The organism is Streptomyces sp. ISL-43, from assembly GCF_018614195.1.
In the GTDB taxonomy this organism is placed as follows: Bacteria; Actinomycetota; Actinomycetes; order Streptomycetales; family Streptomycetaceae; genus Streptomyces.
On sequence record NZ_JAGGOT010000071.1, the window covers coordinates 51318 to 64419 of the forward strand.

General features: G+C 73.2%; 13 protein-coding genes. 12 read left to right on the forward strand and 1 reads right to left on the reverse strand.

Going from position 1 to position 13102, the window contains the following annotated elements; translation table 11 throughout:
• Positions 1 to 101 precede the first annotated feature (101 nt).
• From J7F03_RS34110 to J7F03_RS34140, 7 genes are all read left to right on the forward strand, one after another.
• Entirely contained in the window at positions 102 to 437 is a 336-nt protein-coding gene (locus J7F03_RS34110; RefSeq protein WP_214956440.1) for a (2Fe-2S)-binding protein, read from the forward strand.
• Positions 418 to 1896: an NAD(P)/FAD-dependent oxidoreductase gene (locus J7F03_RS34115; protein ID WP_214956441.1), complete on the forward strand. Its 1479-nt coding sequence runs from the start codon at positions 418 to 420 to the stop codon at positions 1894 to 1896. The genes J7F03_RS34110 and J7F03_RS34115 overlap by 20 nt, the downstream gene beginning before the upstream one ends.
• 76 nt (positions 1897 to 1972) lie before the next feature.
• Positions 1973 to 2902 (forward strand): dihydrodipicolinate synthase family protein, encoded by a 930-nt coding sequence (locus J7F03_RS34120; RefSeq protein ID WP_214956443.1) that lies wholly within the window; start codon positions 1973 to 1975, stop codon positions 2900 to 2902.
• A 29-nt stretch (positions 2903 to 2931) separates the two neighbouring features.
• Complete coding sequence (locus J7F03_RS34125; RefSeq protein ID WP_214956444.1) at positions 2932 to 3936, forward strand: proline racemase family protein; 1005 nt, start codon at positions 2932 to 2934, stop codon at positions 3934 to 3936.
• A complete protein-coding gene (locus J7F03_RS34130; protein ID WP_308380085.1) occupies positions 3924 to 4964 on the forward strand; it encodes a proline racemase family protein in 1041 nt (346 codons plus the stop codon). Before J7F03_RS34125 ends, J7F03_RS34130 begins: the two co-directional genes overlap by 13 nt.
• A 23-nt stretch (positions 4965 to 4987) precedes the next feature.
• Complete coding sequence (locus tag J7F03_RS34135; RefSeq protein ID WP_214956609.1) at positions 4988 to 5923, forward strand: ornithine cyclodeaminase family protein; 936 nt, start codon at positions 4988 to 4990, stop codon at positions 5921 to 5923.
• A 56-nt stretch (positions 5924 to 5979) separates the two neighbouring features.
• Positions 5980 to 6690 (forward strand): GntR family transcriptional regulator, encoded by a 711-nt coding sequence (locus J7F03_RS34140; RefSeq protein ID WP_214956446.1) that lies wholly within the window; start codon positions 5980 to 5982, stop codon positions 6688 to 6690.
• Positions 6691 to 6713: 23 nt separating this feature from the next.
• Here the strand turns inward: J7F03_RS34140 and J7F03_RS34145 are convergent, their stop codons facing one another.
• Positions 6714 to 6878 (reverse strand): ATP-binding protein, encoded by a 165-nt coding sequence (locus J7F03_RS34145; protein ID WP_214956448.1) that lies wholly within the window; start codon positions 6876 to 6878, stop codon positions 6714 to 6716.
• A gap of 374 nt (positions 6879 to 7252) precedes the next feature.
• On the opposite strand from J7F03_RS34145, the gene J7F03_RS34150 reads away from it, so the two are divergent.
• From J7F03_RS34150 to J7F03_RS34170, 5 genes are read left to right on the forward strand one after another with little or no spacing between them, the layout of a single operon-like run.
• Entirely contained in the window at positions 7253 to 8995 is a 1743-nt protein-coding gene (locus tag J7F03_RS34150) for an ABC transporter substrate-binding protein (RefSeq protein ID WP_214956450.1), read from the forward strand.
• Between the two features lie 22 nt (positions 8996 to 9017).
• Positions 9018 to 10001 (forward strand): ABC transporter permease, encoded by a 984-nt coding sequence (locus tag J7F03_RS34155; RefSeq protein WP_214956452.1) that lies wholly within the window; start codon positions 9018 to 9020, stop codon positions 9999 to 10001.
• A complete protein-coding gene (locus J7F03_RS34160) occupies positions 9998 to 10984 on the forward strand; it encodes an ABC transporter permease (protein WP_214956454.1) in 987 nt (328 codons plus the stop codon). Before J7F03_RS34155 ends, J7F03_RS34160 begins: the two co-directional genes overlap by 4 nt.
• Positions 10984 to 12030: an ABC transporter ATP-binding protein gene (locus tag J7F03_RS34165; protein WP_251072914.1), complete on the forward strand. Its 1047-nt coding sequence runs from the start codon at positions 10984 to 10986 to the stop codon at positions 12028 to 12030. The genes J7F03_RS34160 and J7F03_RS34165 overlap by 1 nt, the downstream gene beginning before the upstream one ends.
• The gene (locus J7F03_RS34170; protein ID WP_285440533.1) at positions 12027 to 13052 is read left to right on the forward strand and encodes an ABC transporter ATP-binding protein; all 1026 of its coding nucleotides are present in this window, start codon (positions 12027 to 12029) and stop codon (positions 13050 to 13052) included. The genes J7F03_RS34165 and J7F03_RS34170 overlap by 4 nt, the downstream gene beginning before the upstream one ends.
• The last annotated feature ends 50 nt before the right edge of the window (positions 13053 to 13102 follow it).

Sequence of the window (13102 nt, forward strand, 5' to 3'; positions counted from 1 at the left end):
GCGGAGCCCGGGGGGCGGTGGAAGGGCGGGTAGGGGACAGGCCCCGCAGGGCGTCGGCACGCGAAACGTACCGGCCACAGAAACGAGGAGAACGGACAGCGATGAGCGAAGCGACGAGGGGCCGGCGAAGGTCGCCCCGCGACGTGGTCGGCGGGGCCCCGGTGGAGACCTGGGGTCTGACCTTCGACGGCCGAAAGCTGTCCGCGCAGGCCGGACAGAGCGTCGCCGCCGTCCTGTGGTCCGCCGGCATCCTCGCCTGGCGGACCACCCGGGAGACCGGCGCCCCGCGCGGCGCGTTCTGCGGGATCGGGAGCTGCTACGACTGCCTCGTCACCGTCAACGGCCGCCCGAACCAGCGCGCCTGCCTCGTGCCCGCCCGACCCGGGGACCGCGTCACCACCCAGGAAGGAACGGGCCATGGCGACCTCGCCGTCTGACCGCGACCCCTCCGGCCCCGCCGGGTCCGACCGCGAGCCCTCCGGCCCCGCCGGGTCCGACCGCGAGCCGTGCGATCTCGCCGTCGTCGGCGCCGGGCCCGCCGGTCTCGCCGCCGCCGTCACGGCCGCCGGGCTCGGGCTGCGCGTCGCCCTCCTCGACGCGGGGGATCGGCCCGGCGGGCAGTACTACCGCCACCCCGCGCCCGGACTGGGCGCGGCCCGCCCCGAAGCCCTGCACCACGGCTGGGACGCCTTCGCCTCGCGCGAAGCCGCCCTGCGCGCCCACGAGGCGGCCGGGCGGATCACCTACCTCCCCTTCCACCACGTCTGGACCGTCGTCCCCGACGGGGCGGCGGACCCCGCGGCCCCCGAGTGGATCCTGCACGCCGTCGCCGGACCCGAGGAGGGCCACGCGAGTCTCCGGGCCCGCGCCGTCCTGCTCGCCACCGGCGCCTACGAGCGCCAGCTGCCCTTCCCCGGCTGGACCCTGCCCGGCGTCGTCGGGGCCGGCGGGGCCCAGGCCATGCTGAAGAGCGGGCTGGTGCTCCCGGGCAAGCGCGTCGTCGTCGCCGGGAGCGGCCCCCTGCTGCTCGCCGTGGCCGGCTCGCTCGCCGCCGCCGGGGCCCGCGTGCCCGCCGTGGTCGAAGCCGCCGCCTACACCGGTTACGCCGCCCACACTCCCGTCCTGCTCCGCAACCCCGCCAAGCTCGCCGAGGCCGCCACCTACGGCAGCGCCCTGCTCCGCCACGGCATCCGCTTCCTGACCCGGCACGCCGTCACCGAGGCCCACGGCTCCGACCGCGTCGAGGCCGTCACCGTGGCCCGCCTCGACCGCGACTGGCGCCCGGTCACCGGCACCGCCCGCCGGATCCCCTGTGACGCCGTCGCCGTCGGCCACGGGCTCGTGCCCCAGCTGGAGCTGGCGACGGGACTGGGCTGCGCCACCGCCTCGGGCCCCGACGGGGCCGTCGCCCTGGAGCTCGATCCCGACGGGCGGACCTCCGTCCCCGGAATCTGGTCCGCCGGGGAGACCGGCGGCATCGGCGGCGCCCAGCTGGCCCTGGCCGAAGGGGAGATCGCGGCCCACGCCGTCGCCGGCCGGCCCGTCCCGCCCCGGCTCGCCCGGACCCGTACGAGGCTGCGCGCCTTCGGCGCCGCGATGGGCGCCGCCCACCGCCCGGGCCCCGGCTGGACCGGCTGGCTGCGCGAGGACACCGACGTGTGCCGCTGCGAGGAGGTACCGGCCGGCCGGATCCGGGAAGCCGTCGAAGACCTGGGAGCGCGGGACGCCCGTACGGTCAAGCTGCTCACCCGGGCGGGCATGGGCTGGTGCCAGGGCCGGATGTGCGGTCCGGCCGTCGCGGCCCTGACCGGACAGGACCCCGCGCCCGACCGCAGGCCGCTGTCCTGCCCGGTCCCGCTGGGCCATCTCGCGGAACTTCCCCCCGCGAACCACTGATCAGAGGTGCCGCGAGTCTTGTGGCCGCCTCGTACCCACTAGTAAAATGTCACACATCACTCTAGGGAGCTCACTCATGACTCACGCGCACACCCCCGCGCCCGCCGGTACGGACACCCGCACCCGCCCCTGGCACGGCATCATGGTCGCCACCGCGCTACCCCTGCGGGAAGACCTGAGCGTCGACCACGACGCCTACGCCGAGCACGTGGCCTGGCTGATCGCGAACGGCTGCGACGGAGTCGTCCCCAACGGCTCCCTCGGCGAGTACCAGACCCTCACCGACGAGGAGCGCGCCCGCGTCGTCCGTACGGCCGTCGAGGCCGCCGGCGACGGCGCCCGCGTCATGCCCGGCGTCGCCGCCTACGGCAGCGCCGAATCCCGCCGCTGGGCCGACCAGGCCGCCGAGGCCGGCGCCGGATCCGTCCTGCTGCTGCCCCCCAACGCCTTCCGGGCCGACGAGGACACCGTGCGCGCCCACTACGCCGAGGTCGCCCGCGCCGGGCTGCCCGTCGTCGCGTACAACAACCCCATCGACACCAAGGTGGACCTCGTCCCGTCCCTGCTCGCCCGGCTGCACCAGGACGGCTCCATCGTCGCCGTCAAGGAGTTCAGCGGGGACGTGCGGCGCGCCTACGAGATCGCCGAACTCGCCCCGGGTCTGGACCTGCTGATCGGTGCCGACGACGTCCTGCTCGAACTGGCCCTGGCCGGCGCCGTCGGCTGGATCGCCGGCTACCCCAACGCCCTCCCGCAGTCCTGCGCCACCCTCTACCGGGCCGCCGTCGCCGGAGACCTCGACACCGCCCTGCCGCTCTACAAGGCCCTCCACTCGCTGCTGCGCTGGGACTCCAAGACCGAGTTCGTGCAGGCCATCAAGCTCTCCATGGACCTGGCCGGCCGCCCCGGCGGCGCCACCCGCCCGCCCCGCTTCCCGCTGACCGGCGAGGTAGAGGCCGCCGTCCGCGCCGCCACCGAGAAGGCCCTCGCCGAGGGCCTCAACTAACCACGGCGAAAAGCCAGTCAGGGGTCTCCATGCGCACACGCCACATCTACCACGCGGTGGACTCGCACACCGAGGGCATGCCCACCCGGGTGATCACCGGGGGAGTCGGGGTGATCCCCGGCGCCACCATGGCCGACAAGCGGCTCCACTTCATCGAGCACCTGGACCACATCCGGACCCTGCTCATGTACGAGCCGCGCGGCCACTCCGCGATGAGCGGCGCGATCCTGCAGCCCCCGACCCGTCCCGACGCCGATTTCGGCGTCCTCTACATCGAGGTGTCGGGCCTGCTCCCCATGTGCGGGCACGGCACCATCGGGGTAGCCACCGTCCTGGTCGAGACCGGCATGGTGCCCGTCGTCGAGCCGGTCACCACCGTCCGGCTCGACACCCCCGCCGGGCTGGTGAGCGTGGACGTCCGCGTCGAGGACGGGGCGGCCACCGCCGTCACCTTCACCAACGTCCCCTCCTTCAGCGTCGGACTCGACCTCAAGGCCGAAGTCCCCGGATACGGCACGGTCACCTACGACCTCGCCTACGGTGGGAACTTCTACGCCTTCGTCGAACTCGACGCGCTCGGCCTGCCCTTCGACCGGGAGCACGGCGACGAGCTGCTCGCCGCCGGGCTGGCCGTCATGGACGCGGTCAACGCCGGCGACAGCCGGCCCGTCCACCCCGAGAACCCCTCCATCGCCGGGGTCAAGCACGTCTACCTCGCGGCCCCCGGCTCCGACGCCCGCCGCTCCCGGCACGCGATGGCCATCCACCCCGGCTGGTTCGACCGCTCGCCCTGCGGTACGGGGACCAGCGCGCGCATGGCGCAACTGCACGCGCGGGGGCAGCTGGCGCTGGACACGGACTTCACCAACGAGTCCTTCATCGGCACCGAGTTCACCGGCCGCCTCATCGGGGAGACCACCGTGGGCGGGTTCCCGGCCGTCGTGCCCACCATCACCGGGCGCGCCTGGATCACCGGCACCGCCCAGTACTTCCTCGACCCGTCCGACCCCTTCCCGGGAGGATTCCTTCTGTGACCACTGTTCGGACGGAGGACTACCACGCCGCCGGGGAGCCGTTCCGCATCGTCGACACCCGCGCGGGGGGCGTGGCGCCCGTGCCCGGCGACACGGTCGCCGAGCGGTGCGCCACCGCCATCGGACCGGGCGGATCCGGCACGGCGCCGAGGCGGGGCGCCCTGGACGACGTACGACGGCTCCTCGTGCAGGAGCCGCGCGGGCACGCGGGGATGTACGGGGGCTTCGTGGTGCCGCCCGACGACGACGGGGCCCACTTCGGGGTGCTGTTCTGGCACAAGGACGGCTACTCCACCGCCTGCGGCCACGGCACCATGGCGCTCGGCGCCTGGGCCGTGGACACCGGCCGGGTCGCCGCCCCCGACGACGGGGAGGTCCAGGTACGGATCGACGTGCCCTCGGGGCGGGTCTGCGCGACCGTGCACCGTGCGGCCGGCCGCACCACCGGGGTCACCTTCCGCAACGTCCCGGCGCGCACCAGCGCCCGCAAGGTGCCCGTCGCCACCACCCTGGGCATGGCCGAGGTCGACATCGCGCACGCCGGGGCCTGTTACGCCTCCGTCGCGGCGCGGGACCTCGGCCTGGAGGTGACCCCGGCCGAGCTGCCCTCGCTCGTGCGGGCCGGGCAGGAGATCCGGTCGGCGCTCGCCACCCACCCCGGGACCTGGCACCCGGGCGGGCCGCTGCTCTCCGGGGTCTACGGGGTGATCCTGTACGAGGAACTGCCCGACACCCCCTTCGGGCCGCACCAGCGCAACGTCACGGTCTTCGCCGACGGGCAGATCGACCGCTCGCCCTGTGGCTCCGGCACCTCGACGCGGCTCGCGCTGCTGGCCGAGGACGGGCGGCTGGGGGAGGGCGAAGACCTGCTGCACGAGTCTGTCGTGGGCACGGTCTTCACGGGCCACGTCGCCGCGCGCGTGGCGGACGGCCTGGTCACGGAGGTCACCGGCACGGCCTACCGCACGGGCGAACACCTGTTCACCGTCGACCCGTACGACCCGCTCGGCACCGGATTCCTGCTGTGATCCCCCAGCTGTCGGCCGCCGACATGGCCGGCCTGCTCACCCCGGCCGCCGCCGCGGACGCGCTGGCCGGCGTCCTGCTGGCCGGGCTGGACCCGGAGACCTGCCCGCCGCGCAGCGCCCTGCCCGTCCCGGGGGGCGGGGAACTGCTGCTGATGCCGGCAGCCACCGGGGCCTACGCGGGCGTGAAGATCGCCGGGGTGGCGCCGGGGAACCCGGCGCTCGGCCTGCCCCGGATCACCGGGTCCTACCTCCTCCTGGACGGGCCCACCCTGCGCCCGCTGGCCCTGCTCGACGGGGCGGCGCTGACCACCCTGCGCACCCCGGCGGTCTCGGCGCTCGCGCTGCGCCACCTGGTCCCGGCCGGGCGCCCGCCGCGGCTGCTGGTCTTCGGGTCGGGGCCGCAGGCGTACGGGCACCTCGAAGCGGTGCTGGCGATGCGGCAGCTCGCCGAGGTGGTGGTCGTGGCCCGCACGGGTAGTTCGAACAGCGCCGCCGGTGCGCGGAAGCTGGCGGCGCACGCGCGGGGGCTGGGGGTCGCGGCCCGGCCGGGCGTGGCGGCGGAGGTGGCCGACGCCGACCTGGTGATCTGCTGCACCACCTCCCGCGAACCGCTCTTCGACGGGCGCCTGATCGCACCGGGCGCGACCGTGGTCGCGGTCGGCTCGCACGAGCCTGACGCCCGCGAGGTCGACACGGCCCTGGTCCGGCGTGCGGCGGTGTACGTGGAATCGCGTGCGGCGGCACTGCGCGAGGCGGGGGACCTGCTGGTGCCGGAGGCGGAGGGGGCCATCGGCGCCGGTCATATCAGCGGCACCCTGGCCGACCTGGTCGCGGGCCGGATGCCGGCTGCGGGGGCGGCGAGTTGTCCACAGCTCTTCAAGAGTGTGGGCATGGCCTGGGAAGATCTGGCTGTGGCGGTCGCATTGTTCGAGGCCGCCGGGGAGAACAGCACAACGTGACATTGTACGCTGTTCCTCCGCACGCCGGTGGTGTGAGCGGTCTCGGAGGAAATGCAATGGGTGACCTGAAGCAGCACAGTCTCATCAAGGCTCAGGAACGGCTCCGCGACCAGGTCGGCCACGCCCTGCGGGCAGCCCTGATAGCGGGTGAGCTGCGCCCCGGGAGCGTCTACTCCGCCCCCGGCCTCGCGGCCGAGCTCGGCGTCTCGGCCACCCCGGTCCGCGAGGCCATGCTCGACCTGGCGCGCGAGGGCCTGGTCGAGCCCGTCCGCAACAAGGGCTTCCGGATCACCGAGGTCAGCGAGCGCGACCTGGACCAGTACACCGAACTGCGCACGATGATCGAGGTCCCGACCATCGGCCGGATCACCAAGATCGCGACCGCGGAGCAGCTGGAGGCACTGCGGCCCATCGCAGAGGAGATCGTCACCAGCGCCCGCGAGCACAACCTCATCGGGTACCTGGAGGCCGACCGCCGCTTCCACCTGACCCTGCTGGCACTCTCGGGCAACGACCGGCTGGTCGAAACCGTCGGCGACCTGCGCAAGCGCTCCCGGCTCTACGGGCTGACCGGCCTGGACGAGGCCGGAAAGCTGGTCTCCTCCGCCGAGGAGCACGTCGAGCTCCTCGACCTGATGCTCACCGGCGACTCCGAGGCGGCCGAAGCCTGCATGACCCGCCACCTCGGCCACGTCCGCTCCCTGTGGGCCCAGGGCCGCGACGAACCGGTCGGCCGCATCCCGGGCGGCCTGGGCTCGGGTCTCTAGGCCGGGGCCGCCGCCGGGCCCGGTCAGGGCCGAGGGGCCGGTTCCGCCTCGACGTGGACCTGCTTCCCACGAAAGCCGTGGTTCTCGAACAGGGCCCGGTAGCGCTCCCGCGCGGCCGGGTCCAGGAAGCCGTGGTCGACGACCACGGGCTCCCGGTCCTTCAGCAGCTCCCCGAGCTCACACCGCAACTCCCGCTCCACGTCGGCCCGCAGCCGGTCGTACGCCTCCGGGTCGAGCTCGGAGGTTCGCGCCCGAGCCGGTCCCGGAGGTCCTCGTCGAGGGACAGCCGGGTGTAGCCGCGCCGCGCCAGGTCCCGCGCGCGGGCGTCCCTGCCCGACGCGGACGGCCCGCACAGCCCGACTCGGCGTGTGCGAGCGCCTCGGCCTCGCCGCGCGCCAGGAACTCGTCGCACAGGGCGGGGGGAAGGGCGGCCCAACGCCCCGATGACCAGCCGGGTTTGGACACGGCTGGATAACAGCGGCTCCAACCCCTTGTCAGTACAATTTCACATTACTATGTTACCGGTCACATCATAGAGCGCGGCCCTTCACTGGAGTGACCCATGACCAAGCGCACCCAACTCGCCCTCGCCGCCACCCTGGTGGCCGCACTCGCACTCGGCGCCTCGGGCTGCTCCGACCCCAAGAAGGGCTCCGCCGGGGGCGGCGCCTCCAACCCCGCCTCCGCCAACGACGGGAAGGTCCTCGGCGGGACCCCCGTGAAGGGCGGCACGATCACCGTCCTGTCCAACCAGGACTTCGCCCACCTCGACCCCGCCCGCAACTGGGTCATGCCGACGATGGACCTCGGCACCCGCCTCCTCTACCGCACTCTCGTCACCTTCAAGGCCGAGCCCGGCAAGGCCGGCAGCGAGCTCGTCCCCGACCTCGCCACCGACCTCGGCACCCCCTCCAACGGCGGCCGCACCTGGACCTTCACCCTCAAGGAGGGCGTGAAGTACGAGGACGGCTCGCCCATCAAGGCGCAGGACGTCAAGTACAACGTCGAGCGGTCCTTCGCCCCCGACCTCACCGGCGGCCCCGACTACGCGGCCCAGTACCTGGCCGGCGGCGAGGGCTACAAGGGCCCGCTCCAGGGCAAGCACCTCGACTCCGTCAAGACCCCCGACGACCGCACGATCGTCTTCGAACTGAAGCGGCCCGTCGCCGAGTTCTCCGCGACCACGACCCTGCCCACCTTCGCGCCGGTCCCCGAGGCCCAGGAGAAGGGCACCCAGTACGACGCCCGCCCGTTCTCCTCCGGCCCGTACAAGATCGAGTCGTACGACCGGGACAAGAAGCTCGTCCTGGTCCGCAACGAGCACTGGGACGCCAAGACGGACACCGTCCGCAAGGCCTACCCGGACAAGTTCGTGGTCGTCATGGGCCTCAAGGGCGGCCAGATCGACGACCGGATCATCGCCGGCGAGGGCGCCGACGCCTCCGCCGTCCAGTGGTCCGACATGCGGCCCGAGAGCGCCCCCAAGGTGCTGCCCAAGCCGGAGGTCAAGTCGCGGCTGCTGGCCGAGTCCCAGGGCTGTACCGAGATGCTCCACCTCAACAACTCCCGCGCCCCCTTCAACGACCCCAAGGTCCGCGAGGCCATGCAGTACGCCGTGGACAAGGAGGCCGTGGTCACCGCGGGCGGCGGCCCGGCCCTCAACGAGATCGCCACCGCCTACCTGCCCCCGGCCATGTCCGGCGGCAAGCAGGCCGACACCCTCAAGATCGCCCCCTCCGGGGACCCCGCCAAGGCCAAGGAGCTCCTCAAGGCCGCCGGCAAGGAGACCCTGAAGGTCTCGCTCGCCGTCTCCACCGGCGACAAGGGCAAGGCGGAGGCCCTCCAGCAGGGCCTGGCCCGTGCCGGCGTCGAGGTCGTCATCGACACCGTCGACCCGGGCGCCTACTACGACGTCATCGGCGACCTCTCCACCACCCCGGACATGTCGCTCGCCGGCTGGTGCCCCGACTACCCCTCCGGCTCCACCTGGATCCCCTTCGTCTTCGACGGACGCACCATCAAGGACAAGGGCAACCAGGGCAACAACGCCCAGTTCCGCGACGACGCCACGATGAAGCGGATCGACGAGATCAACGCCATGGCCGACGCCAAGCAGGCCAACCAGGCCTGGATCGACCTCGACGCCGAGATCATGAAGAAGTCCCCGGCCATCCCCCTCCTGCTGGAGCGCAAGCCGCTGCTCGTCGGCGCCAACATCGCGGGCGCCTACGGCCACCCCGTCTGGGTCGGCCAGCTCGACTACGCCACCATCGGCCTCAAGGACCCGTCGAAGAGCCAGGGCTGAGGACGCCGGAGCCCCTGACACCATGACCACCACCGCACCGGGCGCTGCCGGACCGGGCGCCGCCCGTCCGGCAGCCCCGGACGGCGCACCGGCCGGGTCCGTCCCCCCGGGCAGCAGCCCCTGGCAGCTCGCCCGGCGGGAACTCCGCCGCCGCCCCGCCGTCCGCGTCAGCCTCTGCGTCGTCCTGCTCTTCGTCCTGATGGCCGCCACCGCCCCCTGGCTGGGCGCGCTCGGCGGCTGGTCCCCGGAGGAGTTCGACAAGTCCGCCATCGACCCCTACCTCGGGGGCCAGCCCCTCGGCTCCCTCGGCGGGATCAGCCCCGAGCACTGGCTCGGCGTCGAACCCGTCACCGGCCGCGACCTGTTCGCCCGCGTCGTCCACGGCGCCCAGGTATCGCTCCTCATCGCCTTCGCCGCCACCGCCATCGTCGTGGTGACCGGCACCGCGGCCGGGATCGCCGCCGGCTACTTCGGCGGCCGCACCGACGCCGTCCTGTCCCGCCTGATGGACCTGACCATGTCCTTCCCCAGCCTCATCTTCATGATCGCGATGCTGTCGGTGGCCAAGGACGTCAACCGCATCGTCCTGATGACCGCCGTCATCGGCGTCTTCGGCTGGCCCGGCGTCGCCCGCGTCGTGCGCGGCCAGACCTTCTCCCTCAAGCACCGCGAGTACGTGGACGCCGCGCGCGTCGGCGGAGCGAGTGCCTGGCGGATCCTGACCCGCGAGGTCCTGCCGGGCGTCTCCGGCCCGGTCATCGCCTACACCACCCTGCTCATCCCGGGCATGATCAGCACCGAGGCCGCCCTCAGCTACCTCGGCGTCGGCGTCCGCCCGCCCACCCCGTCCTGGGGCCAGATGATCGCCGAGTCCGTGGCCTACTACGAGACCGACCCCATGTACTTCGTCATCCCGAGCCTCTTCCTCTTCCTCGCGGTCCTCGCCTTCACCCTGCTCGGCGACGCCCTGCGCGACATCCTCGACCCGAGGGGCGGCCAGACGTGATCCTCTACCTCGTGCGCCGGCTGTTCGCCCTCGCGGGCGTCCTCCTCGCCATCGCCGCCGTCACCTTCCTCATCTTCTACGTGCTCCCCTCCGACCCGGCCGCGGCCGCCTGCGGAAAGACCTGCAGCACCGAGCGGCTCGCCGACGTACGCGCATACCTCGGCCTCGACCGGCCGCTGTGGCGGCAGTTCGGCGACTTCCTCACCGGCATCTTCACCGGGCGCACCCTCGGCACCGGCCAGTACGCCGTCCGGTGCGACTTCCCCTGCCTGGGCTACTCGTACGAGAACTCCCTGCCCGTGTGGGACCTCCTGATGGACCGCCTCCCGGTCTCCGCGTCCCTGGCCGTCGGCGCCGCCGCCCTCTGGCTGGTCCTCGGCCTCGGCGCGGGCGTCACCGCGGCCCTGCGCAAGGACTCCGCCACCGACAAGGCGCTCATGGTCGGCGCGGTCGCCGCCGCCTCCCTGCCCGTCTACTTCACCTCCGTGATGCTCATCTACGGGGTCATCCGCGTCGCCGGGCTCCTGCCCTACCCCACCTACCAGGCCTTCACCGACGACCCGCTCGCCTGGGCGAGCAATCTGCTGCTCCCCTGGACCGCGCTCGCCCTGCTCTACGCCGCCATGTACGCCCGCCAGAGCCGCGGTTCGATGATCGAGGCGATGGCCGAGCCGTACATCCGCACCGCCCGCGCCAAGGGCATGCCCGAGCGCACGGTCGTCGTCAAGCACGGGCTGCGCTCCGGCATGACCCCGATCCTCACCATCTTCGGCATCGACCTCGGAGGCCTGCTCGCCGGAGCCGTCATCACCGAGTCCATCTTCGGACTCCCGGGCATCGGGCGGCTGTTCTACGGGGCGCTCGTCAACTCCGACCAGCCCGTCGTCCTCGGGGTCACGCTGCTGGCCGCCTTCTTCATCGTCGTCGCGAACCTCGCCGTCGACCTCCTGTACGCCGTCATCGACCCGAGGGTGAGGTACTGATGACCCCTGCTCCCCAGCCGCCCCCAGGGGCGCCGGTCCCCGGGGCTCCGCTCCTCGAAGTGCGGGACCTGCGCGTCACCTTCACCACACCGCGGGGCTCCGTACGAGCCGTCGACTCCCTCGGCTTCACCGTCGAGGCCGGCCGCACCCTCGGCATCGTCGGCGAGTCGGGGTCGGGCAAGTCCGTCACCTCGCTCGCCGTCATGGGCCTGCACCGGGGCGCCGAGATCGGCGGGTCCATCGCGCTGGCCGGGCAGGAGCTGACCACCCTGTCCGAAAGGCAGCTGTCCAAGCTGCGCGGCCGCAAGATGGCCATGATCTTCCAGGACCCGCTGTCCAGCCTGCACCCCTACTACACGATCGGCGAGCAGATCGCCGAGCACTTCCGGGTCCACTTCAAGGCCGGGCGGGCCGCCGCGAAGAGGCGCGCCGTCGACATGCTCGGCGAGGTCGGCATCCCCGAGCCCGCCCGCCGGGCGGGGGAGTACCCGCACCAGTTCTCCGGCGGCATGCGCCAGCGGGCGATGATCGCCATGGCGCTGGCCTGCGAGCCCGAACTGCTCATCGCCGACGAGCCGACCACCGCCCTCGACGTCACCGTGCAAGCGCAGATCCTGGAGCTGATCGCCCGGCTCCAGCAGGAGCGCGGCCTCGGCGTCGTCATGATCACCCACGACCTGGGCGTGGTGGCCAGGGTCGCCCACGAGGTCCTGGTCATGTACGGCGGCCGGGCCGCCGAACAGGCCCCGGTGGACGATCTGTTCGCTGACCCGGCGCATCCGTACACCCGGGGGCTGCTCGAATCGCTGCCCCGGCTGGACGACAGCGACGAGGAACCGCTGCGCGCCATCCCCGGCTCCCCGCCGTCGCTGCTGGCCCCGGCCCCGGGGTGCGCCTTCGCCCCCCGGTGCGCGGTGGCCGCCGCGGCCGCCGACGAGGAGCGCGAACGCTGTGCGAGCGTGCGGCCCGAGCTCGCGCCGTACGGAGACACCGCCCGCGAGGCGGCCTGCCACTTCGCGGGCGCCGTCCGGGAGGTGTCCCGATGACCACGGCGAAGAACGCCGCTCCGGCGCCCGCGCCGGTCCCGGCCGCCCGCACCGCGGACACCCGTCCGCTGCTGCGCGTGCGCGACCTCACCATGGCCTTCCCCGGCAAGCGGAGCGTGTCCGGGCGCCGGGGGGCACCCGTGCGCGCCGTCGACGGGGTCTCCTTCGAGCTGTCGGCCGGCCAGACCCTGGGCCTCGTAGGGGAGTCGGGCTGCGGAAAGTCGACCACCGGCCGGATGCTGGTCCGGCTGCTGGAACCGACTTCCGGCAGCGTCGAGTTCGACGGGAAGGACATCACCCGGCTCTCCCAGGGAGCCCTGCGCCCGCTGCGCCGGCACGTGCAGATGGTCTTCCAGGACCCGCACTCCTCCCTCAACCCCCGCCAGACGGTGGCCCGGATCATCTCAGACCCGCTGTTGGTACAGGGTTCGAGCGCGGCGGACGCCCGCCGCCGGGCCGCCGAGCTGATGGAGCTCGTCGGACTGATCCCCGAGCACATAGACCGCTACCCGCACGAGTTCTCCGGCGGCCAGGCGCAGCGCATCGGCATCGCCCGGTCGCTCGCCACCAGTCCGCGCCTGATCATCGCCGACGAGCCGGTCTCCGCGCTCGACGTCTCCGTCCAGGCGCAGATCGTGAACCTGATGGAGCGGCTGCGCGCCGAACTGGGCCTGGCCTACGTGTTCATCGCGCACGACCTCTCCGTCGTCAAACGGGTCAGCGACCGGGTCGCCGTCATGTACCTCGGCCGGATCGTGGAGATCGGCGACAAGAAGTCGCTCTACGAGAACCCCCAGCACCCGTACACGCGGGCGCTGCTGTCCGCCGTACCGCTGCCCGACCCGGCGGCGGAGCGGCGGCGCGAGCGGATCGTGCTGCTCGGCGACCCGCCGAGCCCGGCCGCTCCGCCTCCGGGCTGCACCTTCCACCCCAGGTGCCCCATGGCGCAGGAGATTTGCCGCACCGAGCGTCCGCTGCTGCGGATCGTCGCCTCCCGCGAGGTGGCCTGTCATCTGGTGTAGGCGCAGGAGCCCGGGGGACTGACGGGGTACCCAGGGAAAGGGAGGGCCCC